This window comes from Pseudomonas sp. URMO17WK12:I12, from assembly GCF_000514395.1.
Classification (GTDB): Bacteria; Pseudomonadota; Gammaproteobacteria; order Pseudomonadales; family Pseudomonadaceae; genus Aquipseudomonas; species Aquipseudomonas mucoides.
In genome coordinates this window covers 45,456-64,180 of the sequence record NZ_KI911392.1, presented here as the reverse complement: position 1 = coordinate 64,180, position 18,725 = coordinate 45,456, and the positions used below count along the sequence as shown (strand labels likewise).

Annotated in this window: 17 protein-coding genes; 7 read left to right on the top strand and 10 right to left on the bottom strand. The window is 59.8% G+C overall.

The genetic code is table 11. From position 1 onward, the window contains the following. Positions 1–5: 5 nt before the first annotated feature. The 7 genes from D882_RS0127265 to D882_RS0127235 all read right to left on the bottom strand — a co-directional run bounded on the left by D882_RS0127265 (position 6) and on the right by D882_RS0127235 (position 7,277). Positions 6–1,619 carry an EAL domain-containing protein gene (locus tag D882_RS0127265; protein ID WP_027926158.1) on the bottom strand — a complete coding sequence of 538 codons (1,614 nt, stop codon included), beginning with the start codon at positions 1,617–1,619 and terminating at the stop codon, positions 6–8. A gap of 75 nt (positions 1,620–1,694) precedes the next feature. Next, a complete protein-coding gene (locus D882_RS0127260; RefSeq protein ID WP_027926157.1) occupies positions 1,695–2,474 on the bottom strand; it encodes an N-acetylmuramoyl-L-alanine amidase in 780 nt (259 codons plus the stop codon). A 102-nt stretch (positions 2,475–2,576) separates the two neighbouring features. Continuing rightward, complete coding sequence (locus D882_RS0127255) at positions 2,577–4,598, bottom strand: diguanylate cyclase (RefSeq protein ID WP_027926156.1); 2,022 nt, start codon at positions 4,596–4,598, stop codon at positions 2,577–2,579. Then, on the bottom strand, positions 4,595–5,473 hold the full coding sequence (locus D882_RS0127250) for an endonuclease/exonuclease/phosphatase family protein (RefSeq protein WP_027926155.1): 879 nt from the start codon (positions 5,471–5,473) through the stop codon (positions 4,595–4,597). Before D882_RS0127250 ends, D882_RS0127255 begins: the two co-directional genes overlap by 4 nt. Positions 5,474–5,486: 13 nt before the next feature. Beyond that, entirely contained in the window at positions 5,487–6,128 is a 642-nt protein-coding gene (locus D882_RS0127245; protein WP_027926154.1) for a thiol:disulfide interchange protein DsbA/DsbL, read from the bottom strand. 200 nt (positions 6,129–6,328) lie between these two features. Then, positions 6,329–6,940 (bottom strand): cytochrome c4, encoded by a 612-nt coding sequence (locus D882_RS0127240; protein WP_027926153.1) that lies wholly within the window; start codon positions 6,938–6,940, stop codon positions 6,329–6,331. Between the two features lie 46 nt (positions 6,941–6,986). Beyond that, complete coding sequence (locus D882_RS0127235; protein ID WP_027926152.1) at positions 6,987–7,277, bottom strand: cytochrome c5 family protein; 291 nt, start codon at positions 7,275–7,277, stop codon at positions 6,987–6,989. A gap of 191 nt (positions 7,278–7,468) precedes the next feature. On the opposite strand from D882_RS0127235, the gene yihA reads away from it, so the two are divergent. Then, complete coding sequence (yihA, locus tag D882_RS0127230; protein WP_027926151.1) at positions 7,469–8,110, top strand: ribosome biogenesis GTP-binding protein YihA/YsxC; 642 nt, start codon at positions 7,469–7,471, stop codon at positions 8,108–8,110. 300 nt (positions 8,111–8,410) lie between these two features. Here the strand turns inward: yihA and polA are convergent, their stop codons facing one another. Continuing rightward, positions 8,411–11,182 carry a DNA polymerase I gene (gene polA / locus D882_RS0127225; RefSeq protein WP_027926150.1) on the bottom strand — a complete coding sequence of 924 codons (2,772 nt, stop codon included), beginning with the start codon at positions 11,180–11,182 and terminating at the stop codon, positions 8,411–8,413. Between the two features lie 74 nt (positions 11,183–11,256). Here polA and D882_RS0127220 point away from each other — a divergent pair, with 74 nt between their 5' ends. Together D882_RS0127220 and D882_RS0127215 are read left to right on the top strand one after the other, a co-directional pair. After that, positions 11,257–11,547: a DUF2782 domain-containing protein gene (locus tag D882_RS0127220; protein ID WP_027926149.1), complete on the top strand. Its 291-nt coding sequence runs from the start codon at positions 11,257–11,259 to the stop codon at positions 11,545–11,547. A gap of 57 nt (positions 11,548–11,604) precedes the next feature. Beyond that, positions 11,605–12,555, top strand: coding sequence for a homoserine kinase (locus D882_RS0127215; protein WP_027926148.1), 951 nt, complete (start codon positions 11,605–11,607; stop codon positions 12,553–12,555). Between the two features lie 48 nt (positions 12,556–12,603). On the opposite strand, the gene D882_RS0127210 is transcribed toward D882_RS0127215, so the two are convergent. Next, positions 12,604–13,524, bottom strand: coding sequence for a zinc ABC transporter substrate-binding protein ZnuA (locus tag D882_RS0127210; protein ID WP_027926147.1), 921 nt, complete (start codon positions 13,522–13,524; stop codon positions 12,604–12,606). Between the two features lie 66 nt (positions 13,525–13,590). On the opposite strand from D882_RS0127210, the gene zur reads away from it, so the two are divergent. From zur to D882_RS0127190, 4 genes are read left to right on the top strand one after another with little or no spacing between them, the layout of a single operon-like run. Further along, a complete protein-coding gene (gene zur / locus D882_RS0127205; protein ID WP_027926146.1) occupies positions 13,591–14,073 on the top strand; it encodes a zinc uptake transcriptional repressor Zur in 483 nt (160 codons plus the stop codon). Beyond that, the gene (gene znuC, locus D882_RS0127200; protein WP_027926145.1) at positions 14,073–14,849 is read left to right on the top strand and encodes a zinc ABC transporter ATP-binding protein ZnuC; all 777 of its coding nucleotides are present in this window, start codon (positions 14,073–14,075) and stop codon (positions 14,847–14,849) included. The genes zur and znuC overlap by 1 nt, the downstream gene beginning before the upstream one ends. Beyond that, positions 14,842–15,630 carry a zinc ABC transporter permease subunit ZnuB gene (gene znuB / locus D882_RS0127195; protein ID WP_027926144.1) on the top strand — a complete coding sequence of 263 codons (789 nt, stop codon included), beginning with the start codon at positions 14,842–14,844 and terminating at the stop codon, positions 15,628–15,630. The genes znuC and znuB overlap by 8 nt, the downstream gene beginning before the upstream one ends. Positions 15,631–15,667: 37 nt before the next feature. After that, positions 15,668–16,384: a PA5502 family lipoprotein gene (locus D882_RS0127190; protein ID WP_027926143.1), complete on the top strand. Its 717-nt coding sequence runs from the start codon at positions 15,668–15,670 to the stop codon at positions 16,382–16,384. A 93-nt stretch (positions 16,385–16,477) separates the two neighbouring features. On the opposite strand, the gene katE is transcribed toward D882_RS0127190, so the two are convergent. Continuing rightward, positions 16,478–18,667, bottom strand: a complete 2,190-nt coding sequence (gene katE, locus D882_RS0127185) for a catalase HPII (protein WP_081744022.1) — start codon at positions 18,665–18,667, stop codon at positions 16,478–16,480. Positions 18,668–18,725: the final 58 nt, after the last annotated feature.

Sequence of the window (18,725 nt, the reverse complement as noted above, 5' to 3'; positions counted from 1 at the left end):
CGCTTTCACGCCTCGTCATCCAGGCGCCGGCCTTTCATTCGCCGGCCGCGGGTAATCAGTTCGATGAACTGCACGGAGCTCAAGGCATGAGCGAACAACCAGCCTTGACCGAATTTCACGCCTTCGCTGCTTAGAAACGCCGCCTGCGCTTCATGCTCGATGCCCTCGGCAATCACTTTGAGTTGCAGCGCTTGCGCCATGTGGATGATGTGCGGTGCCACGCCACTGCTGGCGGCGTCATGACCCAGTGCGTCGATGAATGCCTTGTCGATCTTCAGGCAGTCCACGGGCAGGGTTTGCAGGTAGGCGAGGCTGCAATAGCCGGTGCCAAAGTCATCGATCAGCACTTGATGCCCGACATCGCGCAACGCTTGCAGGTTTTCCCTGGCCACCACCACATCGATCAATCCCCGTTCGGTCACCTCGAAGGCGATCTGCTTGGCCGCGACACGGTGCAACGTCAGCAGGCGGGCCATCACCTGGCCGATTCGGGGCACCATCACATCACACGCTGCCAGGTTGACCGAGATGTACAGTTGCGGGTTGGCGCGCAGCAGTTGTCCCAATTGTTCGAGCAGGCGCTGCAGGACGAAATCGGTCATCTGGCGGATCTGGCCGGTATTTTCCGCCATTGGAATAAACAGGTCCGGGCTGGTCAGCGTGCCATCAGGCCTTCGCCAGCGCAGCAACGCCTCGGCACCGACGCAGTTGCGGCTGTCGAGATCGAAGATCGGTTGATACAACACCTGCAGCTCACCCCGGCGTATGGCGCCATGCAATTCGGCATCCAGCGACTGACGCTGGCGCACCAGCAGAAACACCAGGAAGCCGACAATGATCCCGAGTACCAGGCTGGCGGGAAGGAGCCACCACCACACCGCCGGCACGTGGATGCCTGTGCGTGGTGTGATCAATACCAATTGGTATTCAGGGTTGTTGGTCGGCATGCGGTAAATCAGGCGGGTTTGCGTGACTTGCAATGCGTCGCGGCTTTTGGGAGCCCAGGATTCCGTCGGTGGCCAGACTTGGGCAGCACCCAATACGGGAATGGCGCGAGTGCCGTGGTCCAGCACCACCAGCAGGCTGCTTCCGGGCGTCAGGTCGACCATGTCCGTCAAATGCCCGCGAGACGTCGCCACCCGAAAGTTGCCTCTGCCGAGCATCAGCGCGGCACGGTTTTCATCGGGTTCGGTGGTGGTGTTCAGCCAGTAGCTGTAGGTGGGGCCCCGGATGTCGGGAGGGCGCAGCAGCGAAAGCCCTTCCTGGCGAGGACGGTTGGAGCACAGGCGGGATGAATCAATGTAGGCCGCTTCGTAGACGAAGCGGTAGTTGAAGCTGACCTGTTGCAAAGTGGCGATCATCTCTGCATCGCAGCCTCGAAGCGGCTGGGCTTCCAGGTCATCGAGGCTTTCGCGCAGTTGCCCGAACAATTGCTCCAGGCGGGCAAGGAAGCGCTCACCCTGAGCATTCATTTCTTCGCTTTCGTTCTGTTCAACCTGATGCATCGCCACAAACAGGCTGCCGGCCATCAAGATAGTTGCGCTGAGGGCAGCAGCCAGTATCGCCAGAAACCAGGGGCGATAAAACCAGCTACGGAGTGTCTCTCGTGCGGCAGCCATTATTGATATCCGAAGAATTACCAATGAGTTATAGCTGCTGATTGGGAAAAAGCTCTTACCTTCGGACGGGCGCCATTATTTTGTCTGATTCAGGACCTGCAGGATCGCAGCGGATTCGGCGTCAGGCGTGCCGTCGAAGCGGGAAGGGCGGAAATGCATCTGAAAAGCCGCCAACACATGACGCGTCGCTACGTCCAGTTCACCGGTTTGTGGTGTGGCATAACCCAGCCTGGCCAGTTGCCCCTGGAACCAGCTGATGCTTGGCAGTTGTATCGCGAACTGGGCTTGCTGGCGCGCCACGGCCTGCTCGTTGGGCCAGACACCCAGGCCTTCGGCAGCCAGGCGTTTCCAGGGGAACAGCGGACCGGGATCGAGTTTGCGCAGCGGCGCGATATCGCTATGGCCGATGATGGCGTGGGGATTGATGTTGTAACGCTTGCTGATGTCCTTGAGCAGGACGATCAACGAGTTGATCTGGTCTTCGCTGTAGGGATACCAGAGGCGCCCGGTGGGGGTGTCTTTGAAGCCCGGGTTGACGATCTCGATACCGATGGAGCTGGAGTTTAGCCAGGTCCGGCCTTGCCATTCGCTTTCGCCCGCGTGCCAGGCGCGAAAATTCTCGTCCATCAGCTTATAGATAGTGGCGCCCTTGTCGTCGCCGATCAGGTAGTGACTGCTGACTTCGCCGTGGGTCAGCAGTTGAAGCGAGCGCTCCAGCGAGGCATTGGTGTAATGCACCACCACGAACTGGATGCGGCTGTCGTAGTTGGCCGAAGGGTGGCTGGTGTCGATACGCGGGCCGCTGGAACAAGCGGCCAACAGCAACAGCGACACAATGAGAGCGAGATATTTCATGGCAGTAGACGTACACACAAGACAGTAATGCAACAGTGTAACGTACTGCCTTGCGTGCCGACGGCAAAAGCCCGGTTTTAAACAAAATGGAACAATTGGACGTCAGCCAGTCTCCACCCGATTACGTCCGGCGTTTTTGGCGCGATACAGTGCTTGATCAGCTCTTTTCAGCGCCACATCGCTATGTTCGCCAGGCTTGAGCGTCGTCAGGCCCATGGAAATAGTGATGGTGACCCGCTCACCTTTGAAGTGGAAAGGGCAGGCTTCGATCGCGGCGCGCAAAGTTTCCAGCAGCTTTGCACCGACTGCCGGCGCTGTACCGGGCATCAGGAGTACAAATTCCTCACCGCCAAATCGTGCGATGAAATCCGTCCCGCGCAGGCGCTTGCGCAACACGTTGGCGATGATCTTCAGCACCTTGTCGCCTGCCAGGTGGCCGTAGTTGTCGTTGATGCTTTTGAAGTGATCGAGATCCAGCATGGCCAGCAACAGGGTATTGCCGTGCTGTTGCCACTGACCGATTTCGTGATCCAGGCGTTCGCTCCAGGCGGCGCGATTGGGCAGGCCGGTGAGCGGATCAATCAGGGCTTTTTGGCGTTGCTCTTCTAGGTGCTCACGATAGCCTTGCGCTTCTTGCTCCATGTGCGCCACCCGTTCAGCCAGGCTGTGCAGCCGCGTCGCCACTTCCTGTTCGCGCTCGTCGCGCTGCTTCTGGTGGCGATCCATGGTGCCGAGCAGGCCTTCAAGATGGTTTTCCAGGACCCGCTTCAGGTCGTCCAGGTCTGCCGCTTCCTGCATGCTGCTGTGCAAGCCGTCGACTTGTTCGCGGATCTGCGTGTCCATCTGGCGCGCCGCAGAACGGTTGTCGGCGTGCCCTTCGCTGGCCGCCTGCAAATTACTCTGGAAAGACTCCAGGCGTTCGTTGAGTTGTTGTAAATAGACTTCGAATTCGTGCTGGCCGCTGTCGTTGATCGCCAGCATCAACGTTGCCAGATCGTCAAGGATCGGGATCAGTTCGTACCAGTTCAGGCCATGTTGAAGGCGATCGCGCATCGCTTCGGCTTGCGGACGGTAGCGTTCCGGCAGCGTCAGGTCGTCGAGCAGTCCCAGCAGGGTGTCTTCGATGTGCCTGGCGACGGAGCTATAGGACGGCTCCGGTGAATCGGGCAAGGCGTAGAAGATGTCCTCGTGTTCGGTTTGTTCCGGATCGTCAGTCGTCAATGCCCGGGTCAGTTCATCGGGATTGATGGCTGGTTGAACCTGAATGGCTGGCGCTGGAAGGGGAAGGGCGGGCTCTTCCGGTCGTTCACTGTTCGAGGGTGTTGGCGATTCAGGCGCGGGCGCGATGTCGGGCTGAAGAACAGGCGGGACAAACGCGACCACCTCCGCAGCGGGCTCCGGTGCGGGAGTCTCTTGAGGCTCCGGGGTAGTCACCGTGGGGTGGACGCTGTGCACCGCTGGCGGTGCGACTGGCGGCAGGTCCTCCTCATCTGCATCATCGGCGTCATCGGCGTGCGCCATCTCGACAACCCGCTCTTCAGCCTGCACAGCCGGTGCGTGAACGGCAGGAGCGACGACTTGCGGCACTTCTTCATCCGCTTCGTGGCTACCGAACAATCTCTGCAGAAAACCGGGCCGGTCAGGTTCGGCGGGGTTCTCCAATTGCCTCAAGGCTTTGCCTTGCAGGCCACTCAGTTCGCTGAGCAGAAGTGGCATCTCGCGGGCCTGACTGACTCGTCCATCGAGCTTTTTGGCGAAGCTCTTGAGCGGTCGGCTGACTTCCCGGGGCAGCGGCAGCGATTGCAGTTGCGCGACCAGCGCGGTCAGTGCGGCGCTGGTCTGGTTGACTCGGGTTTCCCGGCGCTGCTCGGAATCGAGCACGGCTTTTTCGAGTCGCGGCAGCAGGGCGGCCAAGCCGGCGTCCATGTCATCGGTGCGCACGACTTCGCGCATCTCTTTCATGCATTGGTCGACAGCGCGGTCAGTGCCCTCCGCCGCCAGCGTGCTGCGCACCAGCCCACGGCGCAGCAGGTCGAGCCGAGCATCCCAGCGACGCTCAAGCTTTTCCTGTTGTTCGATGCTTTTGAGGTATTTCTCTTTCCAGCGCTGTGTTTCGTCGCTCATTCATGGGATCCGCGAAGGGCAGGACTCAACGCGGGCAATGCATCAGCCGTGAGCGAACCCGGCAGACGAATCTCTACCGCGACCGGCAGGTGATCGGAAATGGGCTGTGCCAGCACTTCGACCTTTTCGAGGGTCAGTGTCGGGCTTAGCAGAATGTGGTCAAGGCAGCGTTGCGGGCGCCAGCTGGGAAAGGTCGCTTCCAGTTGCGGCGCGAGCAGGCCGAGGTCACGCAACGGGGAGTTTTGCAGCAGGTCACTGGCATGGGTGTTCATGTCGCCCATCAGCACCTGGTGTTTATAGCCGCCGATCAATTCGCGGATGTAGGCCAGTTGCAGGCTGCGCACGCGAGCGCCGAGCGCCAGATGCATCATGACCACCACCAGCGCCTCCGGACCTTCGCCAAAGCGCACCAGAATGGCCCCGCGACCCTTGGGCCCCGGCAGCGGGTGGTCTTCAATCGCCCACGGGCGCAAGCGGCTGAGCACACCATTGCTGTGCTGGCCGAGTCGTCCGAGGTTGCGGTTGAGTTGTTGATACCAGTAGGGGAAGGCACCGAGCTGCGCCAGGTGCTCGACTTGATTGACGTAGCCTGAGCGCAGGCTGCCGCCATCGGCTTCTTGCAGGGCGACCAGGTCGAAGTCGCCCAGCAGGTTGCCGATTTTTTGCAGATTGTCGGCACGCCCGGTGTGCGGCAACAAATGTTGCCAGCCCCGGGTCAGGTAGTGCCGATACCGCTCGGTACTGATGCCGACCTGAATATTAAAACTGAGCAAGCGCAGACGACTGTCTGCGGGCAGGCCCGTGGACTCCAGGTGATGTTCGTTGACCCGTGGATCATGCAGGCCAACAACGCGTTCAGTTCCCCAGCGGCGCATGGCAGTGCTTCGCTTAGTTGGCGGCAGCCTTGTTAGCCGCTCGCTCTTTGTTGACGAGTTTGTCGGCCAATTCCAGCGCTTTATCGGCACCGCCGGCAGAACCCACGTCAAAACGGTATTTACCGTTGACGATCATGGTTGGTACGCCAGAAATTTCATACTTCTTGGCCAGCTCTTTGGCCTGGACGATTTTGCCCTTGATGGCGAAGGAGTTGAAGGTGGCCAGGAACTTGTCTTTATCGACGCCCTTAGTGGCCAGGAACTCGGCCATTTCTTCTGGAGTGACCAGTTTCTTGTGTTCTTTCTGGATCGCTTCGAAAACGGCGGCGTGAACCTTGTGCTCGACGCCCATGGCTTCCAGGGTCAGGAACATCTGGCCGTGTGCGTCCCAAGGGCCGCCGAACATGGCCGGAATGCGCACGAAGTTGACGTCGGAAGGCAGCTTCTCGACCCAAGGATTGATCACGGGCTCAAAAGCGTAGCAATGCGGGCAGCCATACCAGAACAGCTCCACGACTTCGATCTTGCCAGGCACGGCAACCGGAACCGGATTGGTCAGTTCGACATAAGGGGCGGCGGGTGCTTCGGCGGCTTGGGCAGTCATGCCGAACAGGCTGGCAGCGACGAGTGCGGCGCTGATGATCAGATTACGCATGCTTTACTCCTGGACAATTTGGGTCGCCTCGCGCGACCTGTTTTCAGACAGGTCCTGGCGGGCTTGAGTTCTGTAGTGTAACGGCAGCGGCCACAAAAAAGGGCGGCCAAAGCCACCCTTTTTATACTTGCTGCGACGGATTAATCGAGCGTTAACGTTGCAGGAGATGTTCATCGCTCGCAACGCTCGATCAACCGGCCTTAGTGCAGGCCTTGAATGTAGCTGGACACGGCGGCGATATCTTCGTCGCTCAGTCGTTTGGCGATGGTTTGCATGGTTTTGGCATCGCCATCGTTGGTGCGTCCGCCTTCTTCCTTGCGGAAATCGGTCAGCTGCTTGGCGACATATTGAGCGTGCTGGCCGCCCAGGTGAGGGAAGCCGGCAGCAACGTTGCCTGCGCCATTTGGCGAGTGGCAACCGGTGCAGGCTGGCAAGCCTTTGGCCAGGTCGCCGCCACGGAACAGTGCCTCACCGCGAGCCACGATTTTAGGGTCGGCGGCGCCCACACTGCCATTCTGCTTGGCGAAGTAGGCTGCGATATCAGCCAGGTCCTGGTCACTCAGGTTGGTCAGCAGGCCGGTCATTTCCAGAACGGTGCGCTTGCCCGACTTGATGTCGTGCAATTGCTTGGTCAGGTAGCGTTCACCCTGACCCGCCAGCTTCGGAAAGTTAGGCGCCATGCTGTTGCCATCCGGGCCATGACAGGCGCCACATACTGCGGCTTTCGCCTGACCAGCAGTCGCATCACCTGCAGCATGGGCAATGCCGGAGATCCCCACGGTCAACAGCAGACTCACGATCAATTTGTTCATCAGCTAATCCAACTACGGCTAAGGGTTAAAGAGTTATGGACCGGGATCACTCGCTCATCCAGTGGATGATGGCCTGGTAATCCTCGGCACTGCAGTCCATGCACAAACCACGCGGCGGCATCGCCTTGAAACCCTGGGTCACGTGTTGCACCAGCGTCTCCATACCTTTCGCCAACCTCGGCGTCCAAGCTTCCTGATCGCCCTTTTGAGGCGCCATGGGTAGTTGGCCGGAATGACAGGCACCACAAACACGGTTGTACACAGCTTCCGGATCCTGTGTAGCCTGAGCGCTGTAAAGCGGTATCAAGACACCGGCAGCTAGCAGCCATTTCGTCATAAAACGACCTTTTCAGGGTTGAGAGCGTTCTGCGTTCTAATGCGCAATCAAGGTCAATCGCTCTCGTGAACTTCATCCTACGCTGGGACAAAGCGCACACAAAATCTGCGGCATTATATACTGGCGTCACTGAAACGGAAACGACACCGCTTGCCGCGTCCATTCCCGGCGCCGCCCACATCGGAAATCCCATGCAACTCAAGAATCCCATCCTCGGCCTGTGCCAACAGTCCACCTTCATGCTCAGCGCTGCCAAAGTCGACCAATGCCCGGACGATGAAGGCTTTGAAGTGGCCTTCGCGGGCCGTTCCAACGCCGGCAAGTCCAGTGCGCTGAACACCCTGACGCACGCCAGTCTTGCGCGAACCTCGAAAACTCCGGGGCGCACGCAGCTCTTGAACTTCTTCAAGCTAGACGATGATCGTCGTCTGGTCGACCTTCCGGGGTACGGTTACGCAAAAGTACCCATTCCGTTGAAGCTGCACTGGCAGCGTCACCTGGAAGCGTACCTGGGCGGTCGCGAGAGTTTGAAAGGTCTGATCTTGATGATGGACATCCGTCATCCAATGACCGACTTCGACCTGCTGATGCTCGATTGGGCCGTCGCCGCCGGTATGCCGATGCATATTTTGCTGACCAAAGCCGACAAGCTGACGTACGGCGCAGCGAAAAACGTCCTGCTGAAGGTTCAGGCCGATATCCGCAAGGGCTGGGGGGATGCGGTCAGTATCCAGTTGTTCTCGGCGCCAAAACGCCTGGGTCTGGAAGACGCCTACACTGTACTGGCGGGCTGGATGGAGCTGGCGGACAAGGGTTCCGAGGCCGCCGAGTAAGGCGTTGAGGCAAATCGCGGGCAAAAAAAACCCCGGACTTCTATGGGGAGGGGGAAGTTCCGGGGTCCAAGTTCCGGACCGCTAGGGCGGGGTCCAGATATCTGCCAACACTTAACACAACATAGGAGCATCGAAGGGCTTCACCAGCCATTCAGTAACTCTGAGTGGCGGTTGACGGGATTAGTTCCGAGGAAGTTCCAAATCCATTGGAAATAAGCCCAAGCATTTTTCGACATAATGCTGCTCCCTGATTTTCTGCCGCGGCACTATGCCGCAGCAGAAAACGACTGTTCAGACGGCTCAGTGAGCCTCATCCCAGTTATTCCCGACCCCAACCTCCACCAGAAGCGGTACGTCCAGCTTCGCCGCATCACTCATGTGGATACGAATTTCTTCGCGAACCTGATCGACCAGATCCTCACGCACCTCAAGCACCAATTCATCGTGCACCTGCAGGATGACTTTGGCGTCGAGACCTGACGAGGTCAGCCAGTTATCCACAGCCACCATGGCTTTCTTGATGATGTCCGCCGCCGTGCCTTGCATCGGGGCGTTGATCGCCGTGCGCTCGGCACCTTTGCGCAGGGCCGGGTTTTTCGCGTTGATTTCCGGCAGGTACAAGCGACGACCGAAGATCGTTTCAACGAAACCTTGCTCGGCCGCCTGGGCGCGCGTGCGCTCCATGTATTGCAGCACGCCCGGATAGCGGGCGAAATAACGGTCGATGTAGGCCTGAGACTGTTTGCGATCCACGCCGATCTGCTTGGCCAGGCCAAACGCGCTCATGCCGTAGATCAAGCCGAAGTTGATCGCCTTGGCGCTGCGGCGCTGATCGGTGGTGACGTCCGCCAGTTCCACGCCGAAAACTTCAGCGGCGGTGGCCTTGTGCACGTCCAGATCATTGCGGAACGCATGCAACAAACCTTCGTCCTTGGCCAGGTGGGCCATGATCCGCAGTTCGATCTGTGAGTAATCCGCCGCGAGCAGTTTGTAGCCTGTGGGGGCAACAAACGCCTGACGAATGCGCCGGCCTTCGGCGGTGCGGATCGGAATGTTCTGCAGGTTCGGATCACTGGACGACAAACGCCCGGTCGCCGCGACAGCCTGATGATAGGACGTGTGAATCCGCCCTGTGCGCGGATTGATCTGTTCCGGCAGCCGATCGGTGTAGGTGCTTTTCAGCTTGCTCATCGAGCGGTACTGCATCAGCACTTTAGGCAGCGGGAAATCCTGTTCGGCCAATTCCGCCAGCACGGCTTCGGCGGTGGAGGCCTGGCCCTTGGCCGTTTTGCTGAGCACCGGCAGTCCGAGTTTTTCGTACAGGATCACGCCCAATTGCTTGGGTGAGCCGAGGTTGAATTCTTCGCCAGCGATGGCGAACGCCTCACGCTCGAGCGCGACCATCTTCTCGCCCAGTTCCACGCTCTGAATGCCCAGCAGGTTGGCGTCGACCAGCGCACCCTGGCGTTCGATCCGCGCCAGCACCGGCACCAGCGGCATTTCGATTTCGCTCAGGACTTTGCTCAGGCTCGGGATGGCATTGAGTTTTTCCTGCAGGGTTTGGTGCAGGCGCAGGGTCACGTCGGCGTCTTCGGCGGCGTAAGGCCCGGCCAGTTCCAGAGAGATCTGGTCAAAAGTCAGCTGCTTGGCGCCCTTGCCGGCGATGTCCTGGAAGCTGGTGGTGGTGTGATTCAGGTACTTGAGCGCCAGGCTGTCCATGTCGTGACGGGTTGCCGTGGAATCCAGCACGTAGGATTCGAGCATGGTGTCGAAAGCGATGCCCTGCACGGTGATGCCGCAGCTCTGGTAACCGCCGATGGCGCAGTTGGCCAGGATATTCATGTCGAACTTGGCGTGCTGGCCAACCTTGAGCTTGTTCGGGTCTTCCAGAATCGGCTTCAGCGCACGAAGGACGGTGTCACGGTCCAGCTGATCCGGCACGCCCATGTAGGAATGGGTCAGCGGGATGTAGGCCGCTTCGTTGGCTTGTACAGCGAAAGACAGGCCGACCAATTGCGCCTGCTGCGCATCAATGCCGGTGGTTTCGGTGTCGAAGGCGATCAGTTTGGCGTCGTTGAGTTTCTTCAGCCACAGGTCGAAATCAGCCTGGGTGAGGATCGTCGTGTAGTTGAGTTCGGTCGCGGCGGCGACTTCTTCAGCTACCGGCGCGGTGACTTCCTGCCCGGAACGCTTGGCGTCGCGCTGGTTGTCTTCGAACCAGCTCTTGAACTCCAGCAGGGTGTACAACTCGGCGAGCTTGTCGTGGTCCGGTTTGCCCATTTGCAGGTCATCGAGGCCGATGTCCAGCGGCACGTCGATCTTGATGGTCGCCAGTTGATAGGAGAGGAAAGCCATCTCCCTGTGCTCTTCAAGCTTGGCTGGCAGGGTTTTCGCGCCGCGAATCGGCAGGGTCGGGACGATGTCGAGCTGTGCATACAACTCGGTCAGGCCGCCATTCACGCCCACCAGCAGGCCCGAAGCGGTCTTCGGGCCAATACCCGGAACGCCCGGGATGTTGTCGGAAGAGTCGCCCATGAGGGCCAGATAATCGATGATCTGCTCGGGAGCGACCCCGAATTTCTCCTTCACGCCCTCCACGTCCATGCTGCTACCGGTCATGGTATTGACCAAGGTAATGTGGCCGTCGACCAGTTGCGCCATGTCCTTGTCGCCGGTGGAGATGATTACCGGGCGATCCGCCGCCGCGCTGCTGCGGGCCAGGGTGCCGATCACGTCATCGGCCTCGACGCCTTCGACGCACAGCAGCGGGAAGCCCAAAGCGATCACGCTCTGGTGCAGCGGCTCGATTTGCACGCGCATGTCGTCGGGCATGCTTGGGCGGTTGGCCTTGTACTCGGCGAACATCTCGTCGCGGAACGTCCCGCCTTTGGCGTCGAACACCACGGCAAACGGACTGTCCGGGTACTGCTTGCGCAGACTCTTGAGCATATTCAGCACACCTTTGACCGCACCGGTCGGCAAACCTTTGGAAGTGGTCAGCGGCGGCAGGGCGTGAAAGGCGCGGTACAGGTAAGAAGAACCGTCCACCAGGACGAGGGGGGCTTGGCTCATGAGCAGGATCAACCTTTTCGGCGGGTCCGGCGCTAGAATAGCGGGACCGTTGACGACAAAGGGACAAGGTTATCATGCGCACACTAAATCGCCTGTTGCTGGCTGGCTTGTTTGCAACTGTTCCATTGGCCGCCATGGCGGCGGACGATGTTTCGAAACAGGAACCGCAAGTGACGATCCGCACGGAAGGGGACAAGGTCATTCAGGAGTACCGTCAAAATGGTTTTCTGTATGCCATCAAAGTCACGCCCAAAGGCGGCAAGCCGTATTTCCTCGTACGCGCCGATGGTACAGAGGCAAACTACATCCGCTCGGATCAGCCGGATATGCTGATTCCGGCGTGGGAAATTTTCACCTGGAAGTAGTTTCTTAATTTCAATCGGCGTCGGCTCACAAGCGGCGCCCGTACTGGCAGTTTAAACATGTCTGTGTTCACCCCCCTGGCTCGGCCCGAGCTGGAAGCTTTTCTCGCCCCTTATGGCCTCGGCCGCCTGCTCGATTTCCAGGGGATTGCTGCCGGTAGCGAAAACACCAATTTTTTCATCAGCCTGGAGCAGGGCGAATTCGTCCTGACCCTGGTCGAGCGCGGCCCGGTCGATGAAATGCCGTTCTTCATTGAACTGCTCGACGTTCTGCACGAGGCCGATTTGCCGGTGCCTTACGCGCTGCGCACCACCGACGGCGTGGCCCTGCGCGAACTGGCCGGCAAGCCTGCCCTGTTGCAACCGCGATTGGCCGGCAAGCACATCAAGCAGGCCAATGCGCAGCACTGCGCGCAGGTCGGAGAGTTGCTTGCACACCTGCATCTGGCGACCCAGGCCAACATGATCAAGCGCAAAACCGATCGTGGTCTGGACTGGATGCTGGAGGAGGGCACGCAGTTTCTTTCGCACCTGAACGCCGAACAAAGCGATCTGCTGAAACGGGCGCTGGATGAAATCGCCGAGCAGAAGGCAAAAATCCTGGCGCTGCCGCGGGCCAATATCCATGCCGACCTGTTCCGCGATAATGCGATGTTCGAAGGCACCCACCTGACCGGGTTGATCGACTTCTACAACGCCTGCTCGGGGCCGATGCTCTACGACGTGGCGATTGCCTTGAACGACTGGTGTTCGGACGATGACGGTTTGATCGATGGGCCGCGGGCGCGGGCATTGCTGGGGGCTTATGCGGCGTTGCGTCCGTTCACGGCGGCTGAAGCCGAGCTGTGGCCGACGATGCTGCGCGTGGCGTGCGTGCGGTTCTGGTTATCGCGGTTGATCGCGGCGGAATCGTTCGCCGGGCAGGACGTGTTAATTCACGACCCGATGGAATTTCAGCTGCGGTTGGCACAGCGGCAGAAGGTCAGCACACCGCTGCCGTTTGCCCTTTAAATTGTGACCAGGGGGCAAGCCCCCTCGCCACACAGGTTCTGTAATTGGTTACAACGACTCCAGACACCCCGCCAAATCATTCCCCAGCTTCTCCAGCACCTGCTCATACCCCTGAGCAGTCGCTGGCGTGTACCCACCCAACGCATCCAGTTCCGCCAGTTTCACCGGCAAACCCGCGACCAGCGTCTCTGCCAGGCGCGGACGCAACGGCGGTTCGCTGAATACGCAGGTCTTGCCAACTTCCTGCAACCGCGTGCGCATCGTTGCGACGTGTTGGGCACCCGGCTGGACTTCGGCCGCAACGCTGAATACGCCTGTGTGCTTCAAGCCATAAGCGTCTTCAAAATAGTCGAACGCTTCATGGAACACGAAATACGGCTTGCCCGCGATCCCGGCGAGCCGTGCCTTCAGGCGCAGGTCCAAGGCATCCAACCGCTCGTCGAACGCCTTGAGGTTGCTCTGATAACGCGCCGCGTTGGCTGGATCCGCCGCACTGAGGTCGGCGGCCATCTTGGCGGCGATCACCCGGGCATTGACCGGTGACAACCACAAATGCGCGTCCAGGCTGCCAGGACGGTGATCGTGGTCATGCTCATCGGCTTCTTCCGCGTGGGAGTGACTGTCTTCGGCGAAGCGACGCAATGTCAGCCCCGGCAAATCCTGCACCGCAACGCTCGGCAGCGTCCGACCATTCAGCACGCGCGGCAGGAAACCTTCCATGTCCGGCCCGATCCAGTACAACAGATCGACCGATTGCACCTTCCGTACGTCGGAAGGGCGCAAGGCATAGTTATGGGGCGAAGCGCCCGGCGGCAGCAACACTTCCGGAATCGCCACGCCGTCCTGCACCGCAGCGGCAATCAACTGCAGGGGCTTGATGCTGGTGAGGACTTTGACCTCGGCGTGTGCCGAACCGATCAGCAGAAAACTGGCGACAAATGCGACAAAGATAGAAAAAAGTCGGGACACGATGACCACTCGAAGAGGCGAGAACGGGTAACATAATAACGTCTCTCACAAAACTCGTCGCCGCTCATGCCTAAAACACCGATTGCCAGCCGTCCCCACGACCACTCTCATTGCGTGCATAGCGCTCTGTCTGAGGCCGATGTCCTGTGCGCACGTCAGGGTCTGCGCCTGACTGCGTTGCGCCGGCGGGTGCTGGAACTGGTGTGGCAAAGCCACAAACCGCTGGGTGCCTACGACATTCTCGCGGTGCTCAGTGAGCAGGATGGCCGTCGTGCCGCGCCGCCCACCGTGTACCGCGCGCTGGATTTTCTCCTGGAAAACGGCCTCGTGCACCGCATCTCCTCCCTGAACGCCTTCGTCGGCTGCAATCATCCAGGCCATGCCCATCAAGGGCAGTTCCTGATTTGCCGCGAATGCCACGCCGCCATTGAGCTCGAACAGAAATCCATCAGCGACGCCATCGTTGGCAGCGCCAAGGAGGTTGGATTTATCGTCGAAGGCCAGACCGTTGAAGTGGTCGGTCTCTGCTCGGGCTGCCAGGGGGCTTGATGAGCAACGCGCTGATCCGCCTCGAGCAGGTTGCCGTCACGTTTGCCGGGCAATCCGTGCTGGATAACATCGAATTGAGCGTCGAGCCGGGGCAGATCGTCACCCTGATCGGCCCGAATGGCGCCGGCAAGACCACACTGGTGCGAGCGGTGCTCGGCCTGTTGAAACCGGACAGCGGCACGGTTTGGCGCAAGCCGAAGCTGCGTGTGGGTTACATGCCGCAAAAACTTCACGTCGACCCGACGCTGCCGCTCTCGGTGCTGCGCTTCTTGCGGCTGGTGCCGGGCGTGGACCGTGCCATGGCGTTGTCTGCGCTCAAGGAAGTCGGCGCCGAGCAGGTGATCGACAGCCCGGTGCAAAGCGTTTCCGGTGGTGAAATGCAGCGGGTGCTGCTGGCACGGGCACTGCTGCGCGAGCCGGAACTGTTGGTGCTCGACGAGCCGGTGCAAGGCGTCGACGTCGCCGGCCAGGCCGAGCTCTATAGCCTGATTACACGACTGCGCGACCGTCACGGCTGCGGCGTGCTGATGGTTTCCCACGATCTGCACCTGGTGATGAGCACCACCGACCAGGTGGTTTGTCTCAATCGCCACGTTTGCTGCTCCGGCCATCCTGAGCAAGTCAGCGGCGATCCGGCCTTCGTCGAGCTGTTCGGCAAGAACGCCCAAAGCCTGGCGATTTATCACCACCACCACGATCACGCCCATGACTTGCATGGCTCGGTCGTCACGGCGGCTCAACCCCACGTTCACGGAGATAGCTGCAAGCATGGCTGATTTTCTGCTCTACGCCCTGCTTGCAGGTTTGGCTTTGGCGCTGGTGGCGGGCCCGCTGGGATCGTTCGTGGTCTGGCGACGCATGGCTTATTTCGGCGACACCTTGTCTCACGCGGCGTTGCTCGGCGTAGCACTGGGGTTCTTGTTGGACGTTAGCCCGACCGTGGCGGTGACCGTGGGCTGCTTGCTGTTGGCGGTGCTGCTGGTGACCTTGCAACAACGCCAGCCGCTGGCGTCTGACACCCTTTTGGGAATTCTCGCACCGAGCACGCTCTCTCTGGGCCTGGTGGTACTAAGCTTCATGCACGAAGTGCGGATCGACCTGATGGCGTATCTGTTCGGCGACTTGCTGGCGATCAGTCCGACCGATCTGGCCTGGATCCTCGGCGGCAGCGCGGCGGTACTGGCGCTGTTAGTGACGTTGTGGCGGCCGTTGCTGGCCATCACCGTCCATGAAGAGTTGGCCAAGGTCGAAGGGTTGCCGGTGGCGTCGTTGCGCCTGGCGCTGATGCTGCTGATCGCCGTGGTGATCGCGGTGGCGATGAAAATCGTCGGCGTTTTGCTGATTACCTCGCTGTTGATCATCCCTGCGGCTGCGGCACAACGTCACGCCCGGTCACCGGAGCAGATGGCACTGGGCGCGAGCCTGCTGGGCATGCTCGCGGTCTGTGGCGGGCTGGCACTGTCGTGGTTCAAGGACACACCGGCGGGCCCCTCGATTGTTGTGACGGCGGCCGCACTGTTTCTGCTGAGTTTTGTCCTGCCCCGTCGAGGGGTGTAGACTTGCTCGTTTTTTGCGCAAATAGAGAGTCGCAGGAATGAAGCCGTTCGCCTCACGTTATCTGCTCCTTGTCGCATTTTCCTTGCTGCTGGGCGCCTGCCAAAGCACGCCGCCGGCGGCCACCGAGGCCACGGACGCTCGAGCTACGGCCATCGCACAGCTGGAACAAAGCCTCGCCAGCAATGAGCTGGCCACCGCCGAGGATCAACTGGCTGCCTTGCAGGCCCAGTCCCCTAACGATCAATCCCTTGAGCAGTACCAACGGCAACTGGCCGAGGCCTACCTGCGCCGTAGCCAGATCGTGCTGCAGAAAGGTGATGTGAACGCCGCCGCCACCGCGCTGAGCCGCGCCCGGGTCCTGATGCCCAAAGCGCCGGCGCTGACCGGTGGGGTCAATAACGCCATCGTCACGGCCCGCAAAGCCGAGCTGGATAAAGCGGAAGCCGATCTGAAAGCCGCCGAAGCCAAACCCCAGGCGAAGGTGATTGATCCCACCGCTGAAAGCACCACGGTCGCGTTGAATCTCAACGATATGGCGAAACTTCGCCGTCAACTGGATGCCATCGCCGCTGATGTAGTGAATTATCAGTGCGACGTGAGCATTCAGGCGCCACGCACCGACGATTACCCTTGGCTGGCCACGTTGCTGACCAAGCGGGTGAAGAAGCTCGATCCGGATTTCGATCTGAAGCTGGAAAAGCAGATCCTGCGCAACATTCCGGCGCAGATGGTCCTGAGTCCGCGTAAACCCTAAAAACATCGCGAGCAGGCTCACTCCTACATGGGTCACAAAACCCTGTAGGAGTGAGCCTGCTCGCGATAGCGTCCTAACTACTGATACAAATCCTCAAGCCGGAATCGCCTTGGCCTTAGGTTCCCGATCCCAAACCCGATGCTGGCCGATCGCTGCAAAAAACGGCTTGATCAACTTCGCATCCGCCCCAACGATCAACCCCGCATCAACCTGCAGTTTCAACACATCCAGCAATTGCTTCGCTTCGCCATGCAGCGCAATCGCCTTCAAGTGCTTGTACGCCTCCAGCAGGTAATGCAACGCCACACCATCACCGCTCAACGCCTTGATCGACGCCGCACCACCGGGCACAAACACCGCATCAAACGCCACCGAAGGCAAACCTTCCATCGACGCATCCACCGGCAACATTTTGCCATCGGCGGTTTTTACCGGTGCGGAGGTAGGCCCCAGCAATTTGGCGTGCGCACCTTCGGCCTGCAGCGCCTTCTTCATCACATCAATCGCTGCACCATCGACACCGTTGGCCGCAAGAATCGCCACTTTGCGGGTTTTTATATTGCCCGGCAGCAAATTCGCCTGACTCAGGGCTGGTGAGCGCTCCAGGGATATTTTTGGCACCTCTACCGTCCCGGCTTTCGGCGCTGGCAAGCCCAGGTTGGCGGCCACGCGTTTGGCCAGTTCCAGATCGATATTGGCCAGGATCTCGTTCACCTCACGCGCGCGAATGGCCTCACGCTCAACTTTGCCGAGTTCGAAGCTGTACGCCGAGATGATGTGTTCCTGCTCGTGCTTGCTCATGCTGTGGAAGAACAGTCGTGCCTGGGAGAAGTGGTCGCTGAACGATTCGCTGCGCTGCCGGATCTTGTTGGCATCAATGCGCTCCGGATAACTCTCGAAACCGCCGTCCTGCGCGGCGGGCGGTGTTTCTTTCGGCCAGCCGCCGTCAATGGAATTCGGCTCGTAGGATGCCCGCCCCTTGTCGATGGTGGTGCGATGCATCGCATCGCGCTGACCGTTATGGAACGGTGCTACCGGCCGGTTGATCGGGATTTCATGAAAGTTCGGCCCGCCGAGTCGGCTGATCTGCGTATCGGTATAGGAAAACAGCCGACCTTGCAGCAACGGATCGTTGGAGAAGTCGATCCCCGGCACGATATGGCCCGGGCAGAACGCAACCTGCTCGGTTTCGGCGAAGAAGTTGTCCGGGTTACGGTTAAGCACCATTTTGCCCAGCGGGGTGATGGGGACGGTTTCCTCGGGAATCAGCTTGGTAGGGTCGAGGATGTCGAAGTCGAAACTGTGTTCGTTTTCCTCTTCGATGACCTGCACGCCCAGTTCCCACTCCGGGTAGTCGCCCATCTCGATGGCTTCCCAGAGATCGCGACGGTGGAAGTCGGTGTCTTTGCCGGCCAGCTTTTGCGCCTCATCCCACACCAGCGAACACGTGCCGGCAGTAGGGCGCCAGTGGAATTTGACGAAGCGCGATTTGCCTTCGGCGTTGATCAGCCGAAACGTATGCACACCGAAGCCTTGCATGCTGCGCAAGCTTTTCGGGATGGCCCGGTCGGACATGGCCCAGATCACCATGTGCGCCGATTCCGGTACCAAAGAGACGAAGTCCCAGAAGGTGTCGTGAGCCGAGCCGCCGGTAGGAATCTCGTTATGTGGCTCCGGTTTGACCGCATGCACAAAGTCCGGAAATTTGATGGCGTCTTGAATGAAGAACACCGGCATGTTGTTGCCCACCAGATCGAAGTTGCCTTCGTCGGTGAAGAACTTCACGGCGAAACCTCGTACGTCCCGCACGGTATCGCCTGACCCGCGTGGGCCTTGTACCGTGGAAAAGCGCGTGAACACGGGCGTCTTCTTGCCCGGATCCTGCAGGAAACCGGCCTTGGTCAGCACGGAGTGGTTTTCGTACGTCTGGAAGTAGCCGTGCGCGCCGGTGCCGCGGGCATGGACGATGCGTTCCGGAATGCGCTCATGGTCAAAGTGCGTGATTTTCTCACGCATGATGAAGTCTTCCAGCAGCGAAGGCCCGCGGGCGCCGACTTTCAGGGTGTTCTGATTGTCCGAAACCTTTACGCCCTGATTGGTGCGCAGGGCCTGTTCGGTGGCGTCGGAGCGAAATTTCTCCAGGCTGTCGAGCTTGGTATTGGTGTTGCCGCGGTCCAGGGTATCGGTACCGGCCAGAGCGCTTTTGCCGGGGGCAGGCTTCTTGTTACTCATCAGGCTAAACTCCTCGTTGCGATTCCCGCCGTAGCCAGGATTCTTGTGCATTCCCCAGGCACGGCACCGGGGGCGTTTTCGAGTTGCCTTATTAGTGACTGATGCGGTT